The sequence below is a fragment of the Leisingera sp. S2M4 genome, assembly GCF_055398055.1.
Genome location: NZ_AP040861.1, coordinates 361356 through 380092, shown reverse-complemented (window position 1 = coordinate 380092; position 18737 = coordinate 361356). Strand labels below are relative to the sequence as shown.

The 18737-nt window shown below is 65.3% G+C and carries 15 protein-coding genes; 11 read left to right on the top strand and 4 right to left on the bottom strand.

The genetic code is table 11. The features are described from left to right. Positions 1-122: 122 nt before the first annotated feature. The 4 genes from mgtE (at position 123) to ACZ52D_RS01880 (ending at position 5029) form a co-directional block, all read left to right on the top strand. Entirely contained in the window at positions 123-1511 is a 1389-nt protein-coding gene (mgtE, locus tag ACZ52D_RS01895) for a magnesium transporter (protein WP_369927071.1), read from the top strand. A gap of 9 nt (positions 1512-1520) precedes the next feature. Then, positions 1521-2093, top strand: a complete 573-nt coding sequence (locus ACZ52D_RS01890; protein ID WP_464442368.1) for a 5-formyltetrahydrofolate cyclo-ligase — start codon at positions 1521-1523, stop codon at positions 2091-2093. Positions 2094-2221: 128 nt separating this feature from the next. Then, positions 2222-3034, top strand: coding sequence for a TIGR00282 family metallophosphoesterase (locus ACZ52D_RS01885; RefSeq protein WP_369927067.1), 813 nt, complete (start codon positions 2222-2224; stop codon positions 3032-3034). 216 nt (positions 3035-3250) lie between these two features. Continuing rightward, on the top strand, positions 3251-5029 hold the full coding sequence (locus ACZ52D_RS01880; protein WP_464442367.1) for an SLC13 family permease: 1779 nt from the start codon (positions 3251-3253) through the stop codon (positions 5027-5029). Positions 5030-5313: 284 nt separating this feature from the next. Here the strand turns inward: ACZ52D_RS01880 and ACZ52D_RS01875 are convergent, their stop codons facing one another. Beyond that, positions 5314-7089, bottom strand: coding sequence for an SLC13 family permease (locus ACZ52D_RS01875; RefSeq protein ID WP_464442366.1), 1776 nt, complete (start codon positions 7087-7089; stop codon positions 5314-5316). A 112-nt stretch (positions 7090-7201) separates the two neighbouring features. Here ACZ52D_RS01875 and ACZ52D_RS01870 point away from each other — a divergent pair, with 112 nt between their 5' ends. Then, the gene (locus ACZ52D_RS01870; RefSeq protein WP_222453969.1) at positions 7202-7942 is read left to right on the top strand and encodes a YebC/PmpR family DNA-binding transcriptional regulator; all 741 of its coding nucleotides are present in this window, start codon (positions 7202-7204) and stop codon (positions 7940-7942) included. A gap of 166 nt (positions 7943-8108) precedes the next feature. Here ACZ52D_RS01870 and ACZ52D_RS01865 read toward each other — a convergent pair whose 3' ends face one another. Both ACZ52D_RS01865 and ACZ52D_RS01860 read right to left on the bottom strand, forming a co-directional pair. Next, complete coding sequence (locus tag ACZ52D_RS01865) at positions 8109-8957, bottom strand: COG3904 family protein (RefSeq protein ID WP_464442365.1); 849 nt, start codon at positions 8955-8957, stop codon at positions 8109-8111. 144 nt (positions 8958-9101) lie between these two features. After that, positions 9102-9986 carry a LysR family transcriptional regulator ArgP gene (locus ACZ52D_RS01860; protein WP_464442364.1) on the bottom strand — a complete coding sequence of 295 codons (885 nt, stop codon included), beginning with the start codon at positions 9984-9986 and terminating at the stop codon, positions 9102-9104. Between the two features lie 89 nt (positions 9987-10075). Here ACZ52D_RS01860 and ACZ52D_RS01855 point away from each other — a divergent pair, with 89 nt between their 5' ends. Beyond that, positions 10076-10678, top strand: coding sequence for a LysE/ArgO family amino acid transporter (locus tag ACZ52D_RS01855; protein ID WP_222453966.1), 603 nt, complete (start codon positions 10076-10078; stop codon positions 10676-10678). An 89-nt stretch (positions 10679-10767) separates the two neighbouring features. Next, the gene (locus ACZ52D_RS01850) at positions 10768-11688 is read left to right on the top strand and encodes a DMT family transporter (RefSeq protein WP_464442363.1); all 921 of its coding nucleotides are present in this window, start codon (positions 10768-10770) and stop codon (positions 11686-11688) included. A gap of 27 nt (positions 11689-11715) precedes the next feature. Here ACZ52D_RS01850 and betI read toward each other — a convergent pair whose 3' ends face one another. Then, positions 11716-12294 carry a choline-binding transcriptional repressor BetI gene (gene betI, locus ACZ52D_RS01845; RefSeq protein WP_369927055.1) on the bottom strand — a complete coding sequence of 193 codons (579 nt, stop codon included), beginning with the start codon at positions 12292-12294 and terminating at the stop codon, positions 11716-11718. 158 nt (positions 12295-12452) lie between these two features. Here betI and ACZ52D_RS01840 point away from each other — a divergent pair, with 158 nt between their 5' ends. The 4 genes from ACZ52D_RS01840 (at position 12453) to betA (ending at position 18676) form a co-directional block, all read left to right on the top strand. Beyond that, positions 12453-13661, top strand: a complete 1209-nt coding sequence (locus tag ACZ52D_RS01840; protein ID WP_369927053.1) for a BCCT family transporter — start codon at positions 12453-12455, stop codon at positions 13659-13661. Between the two features lie 121 nt (positions 13662-13782). Further along, positions 13783-15291, top strand: a complete 1509-nt coding sequence (gene betC / locus ACZ52D_RS01835; protein ID WP_464442362.1) for a choline-sulfatase — start codon at positions 13783-13785, stop codon at positions 15289-15291. Positions 15292-15352: 61 nt separating this feature from the next. Continuing rightward, entirely contained in the window at positions 15353-16810 is a 1458-nt protein-coding gene (betB, locus tag ACZ52D_RS01830) for a betaine-aldehyde dehydrogenase (protein WP_464442361.1), read from the top strand. Between the two features lie 210 nt (positions 16811-17020). Further along, positions 17021-18676 (top strand): choline dehydrogenase, encoded by a 1656-nt coding sequence (gene betA, locus ACZ52D_RS01825; RefSeq protein ID WP_369927048.1) that lies wholly within the window; start codon positions 17021-17023, stop codon positions 18674-18676. Positions 18677-18737: the final 61 nt, after the last annotated feature.

Genomic DNA, 18737 nt, shown 5'->3' with positions numbered 1-18737 from the left:
GCCAAATTGCCCATGGCAGGTTACCCGGCACATAAGCCCCGGTAAATTATGCCACGGACATTGTTTTCCGGTAACCGCTTCTTCTATTTTGCAGATATTCACAAGAGTTCTGGGGGTGCCAGATGAGCAGCGGCGACAACATCACCGGCGAAACGCCCGCCGAGGACGCCTACGAGCTGGACCGCCAGCTGGTTTCCCAGGTCCTGGAAGCGGTGGAGCAGGGCGATCAACAGCAGTTGACGGAGCTGCTGGAGCACCTGCACGCGGCCGATATCGCCGACCTTCTGGAACAGGTCGACTCAGCCGAGCGGGCCCGGTTGATCCGCCTCTATGACCGCGAGTTCGATGGCGAGATCCTGTCGGAACTGGATGAAAGCATCCGCGAAGAGGTGATCGGCATGCTCGCCCCTGCCGTGCTGGCAGAGGCGGTGCGCGAGCTGGAAAGCGACGATGTGGTCGACCTGCTCGAAGATCTCGAGGAGCCCCAGCAGGAGGCCATCCTAGAGGTGCTGGAGGTTGCCGACCGGGTTGCCGTTGAGCAGTCGCTGAGCTTCCCAGAGAACTCCGCGGGCCGCCTGATGCAGCGCGCGGTGGTGATGGCGCCGGAGCATTGGAACGTCGGGCAGGCGATTGATTTCATGCGCGAATCCGACGATCTGCCGGAGCAGTTCTACCATGTGGTGCTGGTCGATCCGCGCACCCACCCGGTGGGCAATGTCACCCTGGGCCGGATCATGGGCTCCAAGCGGGACGTGCCGCTCGCCGATCTTCTGGAGGACACCTTCCAGGTCATCCCGGCGGATCAGGACGAGGAAGACGTCGCCTATGCCTTCAACCAGTACCACCTGATCTCGGCCCCGGTGGTCGATGGCGAGGGGCGGCTGGTCGGGGTCATCACCATCGATGACGCCATGGCCGTGCTGGACGAGGAACACGAGGAAGACATCCTGCGCCTCGCCGGCGTGGGCGAGGAAAGCTCTCTGGCCGACAAGGTGGTGGAAACCACCAAACGCCGTTTCCCGTGGCTGGCGGTAAACCTGGTCACCGCGGTGCTGGCCTCGCTGGTGATCGCCCAGTTCGAGGCGGCAATTGCCCAGGTGGTGGCGCTGGCGGTCCTGATGCCGATCGTCGCCTCGATGGGCGGCAATGCCGGCACCCAGTCGCTGACCGTGGCGGTGCGCGCCATGGCCACCCGCGACCTCACCGGCTCCAACGTCTGGCGGGTGATCCGGCGTGAGGTGCTGGTGGGCCTGGTCAACGGGCTGATCTTTGCGCTGGTGATGGGGGTGGTCGGGCTGGTCTGGTTCGGCTCGCCCGCGCTGGGCGGTGTGATCGCCGTCGCGATGGTGGTCAATATGGTCGTCGCGGGGCTGGCGGGCACGGTGATCCCGGTTCTACTGGAGAAGATCGGAATTGACCCGGCCCTGGCCTCGGGCGCCTTCGTCACCACGGTGACCGATGTGGTGGGCTTCTTTGCCTTCCTCGGCCTGGCCGCCGCCGTCTTGCTGTAGGAGCGCGCAATGACCACCCCCGCTGATCTGACTGAAATCAAGGCCGCCGCCCGCAAGGCGGCCTTTGCCCGCCGCAAGGCCGCGTTCGAGCGCAACATCCCCGGCGCGGCGGGGCGCCTGTCGGAGGTTCTGGCGGGATATCGGGGCGTGCCCTTGTCGGGCTTCCTGCCGATCCGCACCGAGATCGACCCGCGCCCCGCCATGGCCGAAGCCGCAGCGCACGGACCCGTCGGAGTGCCGGTTATCCTGGGGGCAGGGCAGCCGCTGAAGTTCAGCCGCTGGCAACCGGACGGACCGCTGCGCGATGGCCCCTTCGGCGCGATGGTGCCCGAGGTCGATGACTTCTTCGAGCCGGAGATCCTGGTAGTGCCGCTGGTCGCCTTTGATGCGAATGGCGGGCGACTGGGCTATGGCGGCGGTTTCTATGACCGCACGCTGGAGCTATTGCGCGGCAAGCGTGCGACCCTCGCGATCGGCTTTGCCTTCGACGCGCAGGAGGCCGAAGACCTGCCGCTGGAGCCGACCGACCAGCCGCTTGACATGGTGGTCACCGAAAGCCGCGTCCTGCAGTTCGACCGCTGATCCCGCCACCGGGCTGACCGCGCCGGTCCGGTCTGCCTGAAAAAAAACTGTGGCAAAACCATCCTGAATGGTTTTGCTCGACCGTTGCGGCCCTTGTTCCGCGGTCGGCTTCAGCGTACCAACCCGACATGCGAATTCTGTTTCTTGGCGATGTGATGGGCCGCGCCGGGCGCCGCGCCATCACCGAAACCCTGCCGCGCCTGCGCGAGGAATGGCGGCTCGATTTTGTAGTGGTGAACGGCGAAAACGCCTCCAATGGCATGGGGCTGAGCGGTGAACACGCAAAGCTGCTGCTGGATGCGGGCGTCGACTGCCTGACTCTCGGCGATCATGCCTTCGACCAGAAGGACATGCTGCAGTTCATCGAGAAGGAGCCGCGCCTCATCCGGCCTCTGAACTTTGCCAAGGGCGCGCCGGGCCGTGGCTATCGGCTGTTTGACGCCCCCGGAGGGCGCAAGGTGCTGGTGCTGCAGGTGCTTGGGCAGGTGTTCATGAAGCGGGCCTTTGACGACCCGTTCGGGGCGGTCGAGGCGGTGCTGAAATCACACCCCCGCGGCGGGTTGGCGCAGGCGATCATCGTTGATGTGCATTGCGAAGCGACTTCGGAGAAGATGGCCATGGGCCACTTCTGCAATGGTCGTGCGTCGCTGGTGGTGGGCACCCATACGCATGTGCCGACGGCGGATGCGCAGATCCTCTCCGAAGGGACGGGCTACCTGACGGATGCGGGCATGTGCGGCGACTACAATTCGGTCATCGGCATGGACAAGGCCGAGCCGATGCGCCGCTTCCTGACCGGCATGCCGAAGGCGCGCTTCACCCCGGCCAATGGCGAAGCGACCCTGTCCGGCGTGTTTGTCGAGACCGATGACCGCACCGGCGCGGCCAAGCAGATTCGCATGGTTCGCAACGGTGGGCTGCTGCAGGAGGCGACCCCCTGATCGGCGCCTGGCGGATCAGCGGACCGGATTTGCGCCGCTGCCGCCGCTTCTGTCCTGCAGGGGTAAGGAAATCTTAGAAAAAGATCCTCAATACCAGCACTTGGCTGCGTGGCATGCTGATGACCTTGCTCCGCCACCCGGTTTCGGGGAAACTGCGCAACGGCGCGCGTGGTCGCGGCGCGGGCGCCGACAACAAAATGGGCATAGTCACGGTAGATGCAACTTTTCCTCTCTGGTGATTCCGGCAGCGCCGTGGTGGCGATTGTGATCGTCCTGGCCATGTTCCTGGCCTTCCTGCGTGAGACCTACCCGACAGAGGTGGTTGCGATGACCGGTGTGGCGGCGATGCTGGCAACCGGGGTGCTGCCCTACGACCAGGCGCTGCCGGTGCTGTCCAACCCGGCGCCCTGGACCATTGCTGCCATGTTTATCATCATGGGCGCGCTGGTGCGCACCGGGGCGCTCGATGCCTTCACGCAAATTGCCAAGCGCAAGGCAGAGGTCAGCCCGCGGCTGGCGGTGGCGCTGCTGATGGCTTTCGTGGTGGCGGCCTCGGCCGTGGTGTCCAACACGCCGGTGGTGGTGGTGATGATCCCGGTGTTCATCCAGATCGCCCGCACCTTGAATGTCTCCGCCTCCAAGATGCTGATTCCGCTGAGCTACGCGGCGATCCTCGGGGGCACGCTGACGCTGATCGGGACCTCCACCAACCTGCTGGTGGATGGTGTGTCGCGCGCGCAGGGGCTGGCGCCCTTCACCATCTTCGAGGTGACCCCGCTGGGGTTGATCCTGGTGGCCTACGGCATGGTCTACCTGCGGTTTGTTGCGCCACGGCTGCTGCCCGAGCGCGACAGCATGGCCGCGATGCTCAGCGACAAGTCGAAGATGAAATTCTTCACCGAGGCGGTGATCCCGCCGGACAGCAACCTGATTGGCCGCGAAGTGACCGGCGTGCAGCTGTTCAAGCGCCCCGGTGTGCGTCTGATCGACGTGATCCGTGGCGACGAGTCGCTGCGCCGCAACCTGAAAGGGGTCGAGTTGCAGGTTGGCGACCGGGTGGTGCTGCGCACCAAGATGACCGAATTGCTGAGCCTGCAATCCAACAAGGAACTCAAGCGCGTCGACCAGGTGTCCGCGGTGGAGACCCAGACCGTCGAGGTGCTGATCACGCCGGGCTGCCGCATGGTGGGCCGCAGCCTCGGGGCGATGCGCCTGCGGCGCCGTTACGGCGTCTACACGCTGGCGGTGCACCGACGTAACCAGAACATCGGCGTGCAACTGGACGACCTGGTGGTGCGGGTCGGCGACACCCTGCTGCTGGAGGGCGCGCCCGCCGACATTCAGCGGCTGGCGTCGGACATGGATCTGGCCGATGTGTCGCAACCGACCCAGCGCGCCTACCGCCGCAGCCATGCGCCGATTGCGATGGTGGCGCTGCTGTCCATCGTGATCCTGGCGGCCTTCGGCGTCGCGCCGATCCTGATGCTCTCGCTGTTCGCCGTGACGCTGGTCTTCATCACCCGCTGCATCGACGCGGATGAGGCGTTCTCCTTCATCGACGGAAGGCTCCTTGCCCTGATCTTTTCGATGCTGGCCATCGGGGCGGCGCTGGAAAGCTCCGGCGCGGTCAGCCTGATCGTCAACGCCCTTGCCCCCGGCTTGTCGATGCTGCCGCCGTTCCTGCTGGTCTGGGCCGTTTACCTGCTGACCTCGATCCTGACCGAGCTGGTTTCCAACAACGCCGTTGCCGTGGTGGTGACGCCGATTGCGATCGGCCTTGCGCAGGCGATGGGGGTGGATCCCCGGCCGCTGGTGGTGGCGGTCATGGTCGCGGCCTCGGCCAGTTTTGCCACGCCGATCGGCTACCAGACCAACATGCTGGTCTACGGTCCCGGTGGTTACAAGTTCACCGACTTCCTGCGCGTCGGCATCCCGCTGAACCTCACCGTGGGCCTGCTGGCCTCGCTGCTGATCCCCTTCATCTGGCCGCTCTGAGCAGGCCTTCGGCAGGGCGACGGAACTTTCTGCGCCCCCGCGCGTTGAGCTGCAAAGCAAGATACGTACAGGGACGCGGCAGTGAATTTCAGGAATATCTTTTTGGTTACCGTTCTGGTGGGCTCAACGGCGATCGCCTTGGGCTCGCGGGCGTTGCAGGTCGAGAGCGTCGAGGCCGGCCAGCCCGCCGCAACAGCGCCGCAACCGTTCTGAACCTGTGTGTCTGTTCGCAACCAAGGCGATGGCCGCGTGAACGTGGCGCATAGGTTCGCTGACAGGTTGGCTCACAAGGGCCAGAACAGCAGGATCGCCGGGATCGACACGGCGATGACCAGCACTTCCAGCGGCAGACCCATGCGCCAGTAATCCCCAAACCGATAGCCCCCCGGACCCAGCACCAGCGTGTTGTTCTTGTGCCCGATGGGGGTCAGGAACGCGGCCGAGGCCGCCACCGCCACCGCCATCAGGAAAGGATCGGGCGAGACCCCCAGCGTATCAGCCATCTGGATCGCCACCGGGGCCGCGACAATGGCCGTGGCCGTATTGTTCAGCACATCCGACAGGGTCATGGTGACCACCATCAGCACCGCGAGCACGGCCCAGGCTGGCAGGCCCGCGGTCAGCCCGGTCAGCGCGTTGGCGATCAGCAGCGTGCCCCCCGAGGTCTCCAAGGCTGCGCCCAGCGGGATCATCGAGCCCAGCAGCACCACCACGGGCCACTCCACATGATCATAGATCTCCGCCACCGGCAGGATTTTCAGCAGCACGTAGCCAATGGCCACCAGCCCCAGCGCCACCGGCAGATACAGCAGCCCGACCGAGGCGGCCAGCACGGCGGCACCAAACAGGCCGATCGCGGCCCAGGTCTTGTCGTTGGCCGTCACCGACAGCCCGCGTTCGGCCAGTGGCAGGCAGCCCAGCCACTCGGTGACGTCGCCGCTGCGCCCGCGTGGGCACAACAGCAGCAGGATGTCGCCCGCCTCGATCTGGCTTTGGCGGACATGGCGGGTCAGCCGCTTGCCCTGCCGCGAAATCCCCAGAAGCACCGCGTTCTGACGCCAGGCCAGCCCGATCGACTGGGCGCTGCGGCCATTGATGCGGGCGGTTTCCGGCACCACCAGCTCGACCAGCTCCAGGCCTTCGCCCGCGGCCGTCAGCTTTTCCTGCCGGGCGGCATCGGCGAAATCCAGTTTCAGCGCGCTGCGAAACTCGTCCAGCGCTTCCGGTTCGGCCTCGATGACCAGCGCATCCCCCGCCCGCAGGGTGGCCGCCGCCGCCCGCCCGTACTGCCGCTTGCCGTCGCGGATCAGCCCCAGGATGGCGACATCCGCCTTTTCCGCCTCCTCGTCCAGTGTGCCCAGTCGCTGACCGATCAGCTCGGACTCGGCGCCGACCGTCAGCTCGGCGATATAGGGGGCCAGCTGCGCTTCGGTGGCGCCGGCCGCATTCTGCCGCTCCGGGATCAGCCGCCAGCCCACCAGCGCCACAAAGGCCAGACCGGCAATCGCCGCCGTGGCCCCGACGGGCGCAAAATCGAACATGCGGAAGGGCGCGCCCAGCTGTTCCTCGCGGATGGTGGCGATGATGATGTTGGGCGGGGTGCCGATCAGCGTCACCATGCCGCCCAGGATGGTGGCAAAGGACAGCGGCATCAGGCTCAACCCCGGGGCGCGCCCGGCCTTGCGGGCGGTCTGGATGTCCACCGGCATCAACAGCGCCAGCGCCGCCACGTTGTTCATGAAGGCCGACAGCACCGCGCCGACGCCGCCCATCAGCGCGATATGGGCGCCAAGGCCCCTGGCGCTGTCCACCAGCGTGCGGGTGATCAGGAACACCGCGCCCGAGCGCACCAGCCCGGCAGAGACGATCAGCACCAGCGCCACCACCAGTGTCGCCGGGTGGCCAAAACCCGAGAAAGCCTCAGCCGCGGGCACCACCCCCAGCACCACACCGACCATCAGCGCCGCAAAGGCCACCAGGTCATAGCGCCAGCGCCCCCAGATCAGCAGGGCAAAGACAGCGGCAAAAAGGGCGAAGAGAACGGCTTGATCGAATGTCATTCCGCCACCTTAGCCGCTCCGCGTGTGCCGACAAGGGCTGTGACGCTTGAAAGCAGGGCGAGGCACGGGCTATATGAGCGCCAATTCTGATATTCAGCAGCAAGGATGCACCATGGCAGGCCACTCTAAATGGGCAAACATTCAGCACCGCAAGGGCCGTCAGGACGCGGCGCGGTCCAAATTGTTTTCCAAACTGGCCAAGGAGATCACCGTGGCCGCCAAGATGGGCGACCCGGACCCGGAAAAGAACCCGCGTCTGCGCCTGGCGGTGAAAGAAGCCAAGAGCCAGTCGGTGCCCAAGGACGTGATCGAACGCGCGATCAAGAAGTCCCAGGGCGGCGACGCCGAGAACTACGATGAGATCCGCTACGAAGGCTACGGGCCCAACGGTGTTGCGGTGATCGTCGAGACGATGACCGACAACAAGAACCGCACCGCCTCCAACGTGCGCTCCACCTTCTCCAAGAACGGCGGCAATCTCGGCGAGACCGGCTCCGTGGGGTTCATGTTCGAACGCAAGGGCGAGGTGACCTATCCCGCCTCCGTGGGCGATGCAGACACCGTGATGATGGCCGCGATCGAAGCCGGGGCCGAGGATGTCGAAAGCTCCGAGGACGGCCACATCATCTATTGCACCGACACCGACCTCAACGAGGTGGCCAACGCGCTGGAGGCCGAGCTGGGTGAATCGGAATCGACCAAGCTGGTCTGGAAGCCCACCACCACCACCGAGCTGGACCTTGAAGGCATGCAAAAGCTGATGAAGCTGGTCGAAGCGCTGGAAGATGATGATGACGTGCAGCGCGTCACCACCAACTTCGAGGCCTCCGACGAGGTGATGGCGCAGCTTTGATCCGCGCCCGCGATTGACGAGACCCAAAGGCAGCCCCGGTGGCTGCCTTTTTCATTTCAGGGCGCGTGAGGAGCGCGGCACAAGCAGGCTGTCGCGCCAAGGGGCTCGCTCACCTGCCAAGGGGCAGGGCGATCAGATGAGATATCCAGCGAGCCACCGCCTCGCGTCAGCGACCGCTCTGCGTCACCACCCCTGCCGCCAGCAGCTCGGACAGGGTTGGTCGCCACAGGCTGCGATGATCGGTTGCCAAGGCCCGGCGCGCGAAGTCCGCGTGGATGCCTTGCTGTTGCAGAAACTCCAGATCCCGCTGCTGCTCGGCGATCAGGTTCACCTGCGGCAGCCCGCCCGGAAACATCAGGCCATAGCCGTGAAACCCCAGCGCGCCGTCCGGGGCCAGTCGGCGGCTGTGCCCGGCCGCAAAGATCAGCGTGCAGGCCGATGCGCACAGCCCGGCGGCTTCGGTTTCCAGCCGGTATTGCGCGATCAGCCGGGCGGTGCCGCGCGCTTCGTAGATCAGCCCGCCCGCGCTGGACAGTTGCAGGCGGCGTAGATCGGGGGCGGCGGCCAATTGCGCCTCGACGCGGCGGGTCAGCCCGTGGGTGATCTCGCCCTCCAGCACCAGGGTACTGCCATCCTCGGACAGGGTCAGCCGGTACAAGGCCTCACGTTCCTGGCGGCGTTGTTCGGCATAGGGCAGGGCGGCTTCTTCCCGGGTGCTCAGCAGAGCCTCCCACCACAGCACCGGCGCGGCAAAGATCGCCAGAAGCACCAGCAGATAGCTGCCCCAGACCGGGGCCATCGCGCCGGTGCTGGCCACATGGGCATCGGTTCCGCGCAGTACCGCGCGGGCCTGCCACAACAACAGCAGCGCGTCGGCGGCGATCAGCGCCAGCACCAGCCCCTTGGGCAGGGCCAGCCAATGCGCCGCCGCCAGCCATCCCAGCACCACCGCCGCTCGAGGCAGCAGCAACTGCCGGAGCAGGCAGTGCGACAGGGAGACGGCCGGGGCGCTCATCGCTGCCGCCCGCCGCCGCAGTCGCGGCACGCCACTGTCTTCCGGGCGGCCCCGGGCGATCGGGTCCGGCCGCTGCCCGCCGCCATGCTTTGGCCGTGATTTCCTGTTGGGATGGCACTCCCTCCCGTGGTGCTGCCTCCGGCCTCAGGTCGCGGCCAGATGCTGTCGCGCCGAAGTCTGCACCGCGCGGGTCAGGTCGGCAAGGGCCGGTGCCATTACCCGCGCCACCTGCCAGGTCAGCGGGACCGGCAGGGTGGTGTCTGCGATCAGCGGCACCAGTCGGCCGTCCTGCATGTCCCGGCGCACCATCTCCAGCGGGTTCATCCCCCAACCCAACCCCGCCGCGGCGGCATCGATGAAGGCCTGGGTCGAGGGCAGGAAATGGGCGGGCGGAGACAGCCCGGCGGCCACGTTCCGCTCCAGCCAGAGCTGTTGCAGATTGTCCTTGGCGTTGAAAATCAGGCAGGGCGCCCGCGCTGCGGTCTCGGGCGTCACCCCCGCAGCGAACCAGCGCGCCATGAAGGCGGGGCTGGCGGTGGCGACATATTCCAACGCGCCCAGCGGATAGGCCTCAAAAGCGGTCACCGGTCGGGTGCTGGCGGTGACCGCTGCCGAAACCTCGCCGCGGCGCAGCCAGTCGGCGCTGTGGTCCTGGTCGTCCACCACCAGGTCGAACAGCACACCCTCCACCGCCGCCATCGCATCGATGAACCAGCTGGCCAGGCTGTCGGCATTGACCGCCACCCGCAGCCGGACCGGGGCCGTGCCGACTTCCAGGGCCAGTTCGCGCGCCAGCTGCGCCTCCAGCAGGCCGATGTCCTCGGCGTGTTTGGCGATCCGCCTTCCCGCCGCGGTGCCGCTGCAGGGGGTGCCCCGGTGCACCAGCGTGGTGCCGATCCGCTCCTCCAGCGCCTTGATCCGCTGCGAGATCGCCGAAGGTGTCACCGACAGCGCCCGTGCCGCGGCGTCGAACGATCCAAGGCGCAGGACCGTGCTCAGCGCCGCCAGCTGGCTGGGATCCATCTGCATTAGCGTTCCTAATCTGGCCTAAGTTTCTTTAACTGGATTAATCGGCGCGTGGCGGTTAGTCAAATCCCGCGACAACACAGGAGCCCGCCATGCCGCCCAGCCTTTTTGCCGGATTTGCCCTTGGTCTCAGCCTCATCATGGCGATCGGGGCGCAGAACGCCTTCGTGCTGCGACAGGGGCTGCGCCGCCAGCATGTGTTCTGGATCTGCCTGACCTGTGCCGGGTCTGACGCGGTGCTGATTACCGCCGGCGTCCTTGGCTTCGGCTCCCTGGCGCTGGCGCTGCCGTGGTTTGAAACCGCGATGCGGCTGGGCGGCGCGGCCTTCCTGATCTGGTACGGTGCTCGCGCCCTGCGTGCCGCCTGGCGCGGTGGCGCGGCGCTGGAGGCCGAGGGGGAGGGGACTGGCACCGCGCTCTGGCCGGTGCTGGCCACGGTGCTGGCGCTGACCTGGCTGAACCCGCATGTCTATCTCGACACGGTGGTTCTGCTTGGCTCGATCTCGGCGCAATATCCGCAACCCCTGGTCTTTGCCGCCGGGGCGGCCATCGCCAGCTTCACCTTCTTCTTCACGCTGGGCTACGGCGCCAGCCTGCTGGCCCCTGTTTTTGCCCGCCCGCGCGCCTGGCAGGTGCTCGATGCTGTTGTCGGCCTCACCATGTGGGCGATTGCGCTCAAGCTCCTGTTGATGTGAATGCTGCACCGGGCGGCGTCAGGCGCGGCTGCAAACTATTTCACATGTGAAGTCTTGATCCTCTGCCCGTTTGGGTGTTCTCTGCCCGCATGAGCCAGACAGCTATTCCCTCCGCCACGGTCCAGAACCCTCTCAGAGGTGTGTTCTGGATGGTCGTGACTGGGCTGTGCTTCGTGGCGGTGACGGCATTGGTCAAATATCTGGGTGACCGCATTCCCCCGGCCCAAAGCGCCTTCCTGCGCTATCTGCTGGGGCTGGTGTTCCTGATCCCCATGGTTGGCGCGCTGCGGCGGGCGCAGCTAACGCCGCGGCTTTGGATGCTGTTCGCCGGGCGCGGCGTGGTGCATACCGCCGGGGTGATCCTGTGGTTCTTTGCCATGACCCAGATCCCGCTGGCCGAGGTGACGGCGATGAACTACCTGTCGCCGGTCTATGTGACGCTGGGGGCGGCGCTGTTCCTGGGCGAGAAGCTGGCCTTCCGCCGCATCTCCGCGATCGCGGTGGCGCTGGTCGGCGCGGTGATCATCCTGCGGCCGGGCTTTCGCGAGATTTCGCCCGGCCATATCGCCATGCTATTCACCGCGATCACCTTTGGGGCCTCCTACCTGATTGCCAAGTTCACCGTCGGCACCAACAGCCCCGCCGTCGTGGTGGCGATGCTGTCGGTCTTTGTCACCATCGGCCTTGCGCCCTTTGCGCTGGCGGTCTGGGTGACACCGACACTGCCGGAGCTGGGCCTGCTGTTCCTGGTCGCCTGTTTCGCCACCGCGGGCCATTACACCATGACGCTGGCCTTTGCCGCTGCGCCGGTGGCGGTGACGCAGCCGGTCACCTTTTTGCAGCTGGTCTGGGCGACGCTGCTGGGGGCGCTGGTGTTTGGCGAGCCTGCCGACATCTGGGTGGTGTCCGGCGGTGGCCTGATCCTGGCGGCGGTCAGCTTCATCGCGTGGCGCGAGGCGGTGATGAAGAAACGCGCCCAGGCCAGTATCGCCAACCCGCCCGCCGCCTGAGCGGTGCCTGACGCGGCGGCCCTTGGTTCAGGCGGTTGTCACCAGGTCGACAACCCGATGCGCCGCCGCACGGGCGGCCGCCGGGTCGAGCGGCGTCTCCGACTGCGCGGCCTGCAACCAGACCCCATCCATGTAGGACTGCAACGCCTGGCGCGCGGTCTCGATCTGGGTGTCCGGCAGCAGCGCGCGAAGCTCGGCGAGGAAATGGCTGCGCACCCGGGCACGGTTGATTCGGTGCAACCGGCTGAGACGCGGCGAATAGGGCGCATTGGCCCAGAACTGCATCCAGATGCTGCATTGCGGCACCGTGTAGAGCCCGTCGGAGAAGTTGGCATCCATCACCGCGTAGAGCCGTTCCCGAGGCGTGTTCGCGGTGGCATAGCCCTCGACCATGGCCTGCCGCAATTTGCCCAGAAGATGGCGCATCGTGGCTTCCATCAGCCCTTCCTTGGAGCCGAAGTAATAGTTGATCGAGGCTGCTGACGCCCCCGCTTCGCGCGCGATTTCCGCCATCGTAACAACACCATAGCCGCGCTTGTGCACGGCGATGATGGTGGCTTCGATCAGCTCTTCGTTGCGGATGTCGCGGATACGTTTTCTGCTCATGTCAACCTTGTGCGGCAAAAGGGTTTTCGTTTCAACTGCTGTTCCGCCAGTCAGAAACTTGAATGGTCATTTAAAAAATCATTGGGCCGTTCATCTGTCTGTGGTATGTCACCTTTCAATGACAAGGGGCGCGAACTGCCCCGCAATGGGAGGTCTATATGACGACAATCATCTCGTTCGGGATCCTGCTGGCCTTTGCGCTGGTGGCATTCTGCGTGATCAAATGGTGGAACGTGCGCAATGTCGGCGTGACACCGGTTCACCTTTTCACCTTCATCGCCATCCTGTTCACCTCCGGTCTGGACGTGGGGCTGATCATGTTCCCGCTGGCGTGGGATTTCCCGCTTTATGCGGACACCGCGGCGGAACCGGCCTATGGTTTCACCAATCCGCTGGCGTTGGAGTTCGGTTTCTGGGGCTTCCTGATCTGGGGCTTCTACTTCCTGACGACGTTCTATTTCTGCGTGATCGAGCCGCGGGTGAAGTTCTTTGAAATCCCGCTGGTCAAGCTGCTGAACAACATCGTCATCGTCGGCACCTGCGCCTTCACCGGCGCGCTGTTCCTGATCTATCTGCCCTATTACGCCACCTTCATGGGCGACGGCGAGACGGTGATCCCGGCGTTCTACCTCATCACCTTCTTGGTGATCCTGTTTGCCGCCTTCTCCTCGACCGACATCAAATACGTGCGGATTCTGTCGCTGGGCTCCACCGCGCTGTTCGCGGCGCTGATCCTGGGCATGTGGGCCTATGCCGGCATGGGGCTGGGCGAATTCGCCGACACCGCCTCCAACATCGGCGGCTACTTCGCCAATATTCACAAGTTCATCCTGCCGCTGACCGACTATCACGAGTTCTACCTGTTCTGGTGGTTCGCCTGGTCGATCATGATCGGTCAGTTCACCGCGCGTTTTGTCGGCGGGCTGAAGACCTGGCAGGTGCTGGCGTCGCTCTTGGTGTTCCCCTCGATCCCGTTGGCGGTGTGGTTCTCGGTGCTCTACTACTACCACCTCAACAGCATCGAGACGACGCTGCTCATCAACGTCTCCATGGTGGCCGTGGGCATCATCTTCGTGGTCAACTCGTTTGACTCGCTGATCCGCCTTTACACCGACAACCTCAACCTGACCGTCAAGCGCTTTGGCCTGCTGCCCTATGTCCTTGGCAACTCGGTTGTGCTGTTCGGTCTTACCGTCGCCTTCCAGAGCCAATGGCTGCAGATCCAGTGGATCGGCACCGTGGTGATCGGCATCTACGTCGCCTGCCTTGGCTATATCGTGCTGTTCAAGCGCCGCGAGGTCATGGCGATCACTTCGTCGCCGGAGGAAAACACCCTCGACTTTGAAAAGATCAAACTGGCCCACTGATGCCATTCACTTTGGCCGCCCCCCCTGTCTCCCCGATAACGGGGGCGGCCTTCACTGCCTGGCAGCGCCTTCGGGCCTGCCGGGCGCCTTTACAGAAACTGCCCGGTTTGAGAGGTCCGCAATGCGTGCTCCGAATATCCTGATCCTGATGGTCGACCAGCTGAACGGAACCCTGTTCCCCGACGGTCCCGCCGATTGGCTGCACGCGCCGAACCTGAAAAAGCTGGCGGCGCGCTCGGCCCGCTTTGCCAATGCCTATACCGCGTCGCCGCTCTGCGCGCCGGGCCGGGCCTCCTTCATGTCGGGGCAGCTGCCGTCGCGCACCGGCGTCTACGACAATGCCGCCGAATTCCGTTCCGATATTCCCACCTACGCGCACCACCTGCGCCGCGCGGGCTATTACACCTGCCTCAGCGGCAAAATGCATTTCGTCGGCCCCGACCAGCTGCACGGCTTCGAGGACCGCCTGACCACCGACATCTACCCGGCCGACTTCGGCTGGACGCCGGATTACCGCAAACCGGGTGAGCGCATCGACTGGTGGTATCACAACATGGGCTCGGTCACCGGGGCAGGGGTGGCGGAAACCTCCAACCAGATGGAATACGATGACGAGGTCGCCTACAACGCCACCGCCAAGCTCTATGAGCTGTCGCGCGGGCTGGACGACCGCCCGTGGGCGCTGACCGTCAGCTTCACCCACCCGCATGATCCCTACGTGGCGCGCCGCAAGTACTGGGATCTGTACGAGGATTGCGAGCACCTGCTGCCGCAGGTCCCGGCGATGGATTACGAGGCCCACGACAACCATTCCAAGCGCATTTTTGACGCCAACGACTGGCGCAGCTTCGACATCACCGAAGACCATATCAAACGCGCCCGCCGCGCCTATTTCGCCAATATCTCCTACCTCGACGACAAGATCGGCGAGATCCTGAACGTGCTGGAAACCACCCGGCAGGAGGCGATCATCCTGTTCGTCTCCGACCACGGCGACATGCTGGGCGAGCGCGGCCTCTGGTTCAAGATGAGCTTCTTCGAGGGCTCCTCCCGCGTGCCGCTGATGATCTCCGCCCCGGATCTGCCCGCCGGGCGCATCGACACGCCGGTGTCGACCATCGACGTCACCCCGACACTGGGCGCGCTGGCAGGCGTCGACATGAGCGAGATCGAACCCTGGACCGATGGCCACAACCTCGTGCCATTGGCGCAAGGCGCAGAGCGCAGCGCCCCCGTCGCCATGGAATACGCGGCCGAGGCGTCCTACGCGCCGCTGGTCTCCCTGCGCTACGGCAAGTGGAAGTACAACCGCTGTGCGCTGGACCCCGATCAGCTCTTCGATCTGGACGCCGACCCGCACGAGCTCACCAACCTCGCAGAGGATCCGGCCCATGCCGGGACCCTGCAAACCCTGCGCGCCAAGTCCGAGGCCCGCTGGAACCTGGAAACCTTCGACGCAGAGGTGCGCGCCAGCCAGGCCCGCCGCTGGGTCGTCTACGAGGCGCTGCGCCAGGGCGGCTACTACCCCTGGGACTACCAGCCGCTGCAGAAGGCCTCGGAGCGCTACATGCGCAACCACATGGATCTCAACACGCTGGAGGAAAGCAAACGCTTTCCCCGCGGCGAATAAGCAACCCTGACGTTCAGCAATTTCCTCTTGCTGAAAATACCCCGCCGGAGGCACGAAACTCATGACACATCCCGCACAGCCCAAAGCCAGCCACTTCATCAACGGCGAATATGTCGAAGACACTGCCGGCACCCCGATCCCGGTGATCTACGCCGCGACGGGTGAGCAGATCGCCACCGTCTACGCCGCAACGCCCGCCATCGTCGAACAGGCGCTGTCCACCGCCAAGGAAGCGCAAAAGGCGTGGGCCAAGATGACCGGCACCGAACGCGGCCGCATCCTGCGCCGCGCCGCCGACATCATGCGCGAGCGCAATCACGAACTGTCGGTGCTGGAAACCTATGACACTGGCAAACCGCTGCAGGAAACCCTCGTCGCTGACGCGACCTCCGGCGCCGATGCGCTGGAGTATTTCGGCGGTCTCGCAGGCTCGCTGACCGGCGAGCACATCCCGATGGGCGAGGACTGGGTCTACACGGTGCGCGAAGCGCTGGGCCTGTGTGTGGGCATCGGCGCCTGGAACTACCCGACCCAGATCGCCTGCTGGAAAGGCGCCCCGGCGCTGGCCTGCGGCAACTCGATGGTGTTCAAACCCTCCGAGACCACGCCGCTCTGTGCCCTGAAAGTGGCCGAGATCCTGCATGAGGCCGGGCTGCCTGCGGGTCTCTACAACGTGGTGCAGGGCATGGGCGAGGTCGGCAGCGCGCTGGTCACTGACCCGCGCGTCGACAAAGTCTCGCTGACCGGCTCGGTGCCGACCGGCAAGAAGGTCTATGCCGCCGCTGCAGCCGGCATGAAGCATGTCACCATGGAGTTGGGCGGCAAGTCGCCGCTGATCATCTTCGATGATGCCGACATCGACAACGCGGTCGGCGGGGCCATCAACGGCAACTTCTATTCCTCCGGCCAGGTCTGTTCGAACGGCACCCGCGTGTTCGTCCAGAAGGGCATCAAGGAAAAATTCCTCGCCCGCCTGGCCGAGCGCACCGGCAACGCCGTGCTGGGCGATCCGCAGGATGAGGCCACCAACTTTGGCCCGATGGTGTCCGAGAACCAGATGAACGTCGTGCTCGGCTACATCGAGAAGGGCAAAGCGGAAGGCGCGCGCCTGATCTGCGGCGGCAAGCGTGCCGACATGCCGGGCTTTTACATCGAACCCACCGTCTTTGCCGATGTGACCGACGACATGACCATCGCCCGCGAGGAGATCTTTGGCCCGGTCATGTCGGTTCTCGACTTCGACACCGAGGAAGAGGTGATCGCTCGCGCCAATGACACCGAATACGGCCTGTCCGCGGGGGTGTTCACCAACGATTTCACCCGCGCCCACCGGGTGATCGGCCAGCTGGAGGCGGGCAGCTGCTTCATCAACTCCTACAACGACGCCCCGGTGGAGGCGCCGTTCGGCGGTGTGAAGGCCTCTGGTGTCGGTCGCGAGAACTCGAAAGAGGCGATCAAGCACTTCAGCCAGGTGAAATCCGTCTACGTCCGCATGGGCGACGTCGAAGCCGCCTTCTGATTGCCCTTTTGGGCAACTCCCACCCACCCGCCCCGTTGCCCAAAAGGGCAAGAGGGAAGGGTTTGCCGAGAGGTCGCTGAGGGCGCTTTGCGTCCTCAGCAGACCACAACAACGATGAGGCAGATTCGGGATGCCTCAAGGACAAGCCGCGCCAGGGCGCGGTGCCGAAGGCATCCTTGACCCACCCCGAATCCGCAATGGAGAATAGAAATGAACGCGGATTACGTGATTGTCGGTGCCGGGTCAGCCGGCTGTGCGATGGCCTACCGGCTCAGCGAGGCCGGAAAATCTGTGCTGGTGATCGAACACGGCGGCACCGATGTCGGGCCGTTCATCCAGATGCCGGGCGCGCTCAGCTACCCGATGAACATGCCGCTTTATGACTGGGGCTACAAATCCCAGCCCGAACCGCATCTGGGCGGGCGCGAGCTGGTCTGCCCGCGCGGCAAGGTGATCGGCGGCTCCTCCTCGATCAACGGCATGGTCTATGTGCGTGGCCATGCGGGCGACTACAACCACTGGGCCGAGTCGGGCGCCGCGGGCTGGTCCTATGCCGATGTGCTGCCCTATTTCAAACGCATGGAAACCTGGGACGGCAACGGCCATGGCGGCGACCCGGACTGGCGCGGCAAGGACGGCCCGCTGCATGTCACCCGCGGCCCGCGCGACAACCCGCTGCATGACGCCTTCGTCAAGGCCGGGGCGCAGGCGGGCTACCCGGTGACCAAGGACTACAACGGCGAGCAGCAGGAGGGCTTCGGCCCGATGGAGATGACGGTCTACAAGGGCCGCCGCTGGTCCGCCGCCAACGCCTATCTGAAGCCCGCGCTGAAGCGGGACAACTGCGACCTGATCCGCGCCTTCGCCCGCAAGGTGGTGATCGAGGACGGCCGCGCCGTGGGCGTCGAGGTGGAGCGCGGCGGCAAGGTCGAGGTGATCCGCGCCAATGTCGAGGTGATCCTCGCGGCCTCCTCGCTGAACTCGCCCAAGCTGCTGATGCTCTCCGGCATCGGCCCGGCGGCGCATCTGGCGGAACACGGGATCGACGTGGTCGCCGACCGCCCAGGTGTCGGCCAGAACCTGCAGGATCACCTGGAGTTCTATTTCCAGTTCGCCTCCAAGCAGCCGATCACGCTCTACAAATACTGGAACCTCTTCGGCAAGGCCTGGGTCGGGGCGCAGTGGCTGTTCACCAAGACCGGCCTCGGCGCCTCCAACCAGTTCGAAAGCGCCGCCTTCATCCGCTCGGACAAGGGCGTGGACTACCCGGACATCCAGTACCACTTCCTGCCCATCGCGGTGCGCTACGATGGTCAGGCGGCCGCCGAAGGGCATGGTTTCCAGGTTCACGTCGGCCCGATGCGCTCGCCCTCGCGCGGGCATGTCACGCTGGCCTCCAGCGACCCCAAGGATGCCCCGAACATCCTGTTCAACTACATGTCCACCGAGCAGGACTGGATCGATTTCCGCAAATGCGTGCGCCTGACCCGAGAGGTCTTTGCGCAGGACGCGATGAAACCCTTCGTCAAGCACGAGATCCAGCCGGGTGCCGACGTGCAGACCGACGACGAGATCGACGCCTTCATCCGCGAGCACGCCGAGAGCGCCTATCACCCCTGCGGCACCTGCAAGATGGGCGCGGTGGATGACCCGATGTCCGTGGTCGATCCCGAATGCCGGGTGATCGGCGTCGACGGTCTGCGGGTGGCCGACAGTTCGATCTTCCCGCGCATCACCAACGGCAACCTCAACGGCCCGTCCATCATGACCGGCGAGAAAGCCTCGGATCATATCCTGGGCCGCCGCCTGCCGGCCTCGAACGCCGAGCCGTGGTTCCACCCGAACTGGCAGACCGCGCAACGCTGAAACCGGGAAGGCCCGGATTGCAACTGGCAGAAAGGGGCGTCTCGGGCGCCCCTTTTTCGTG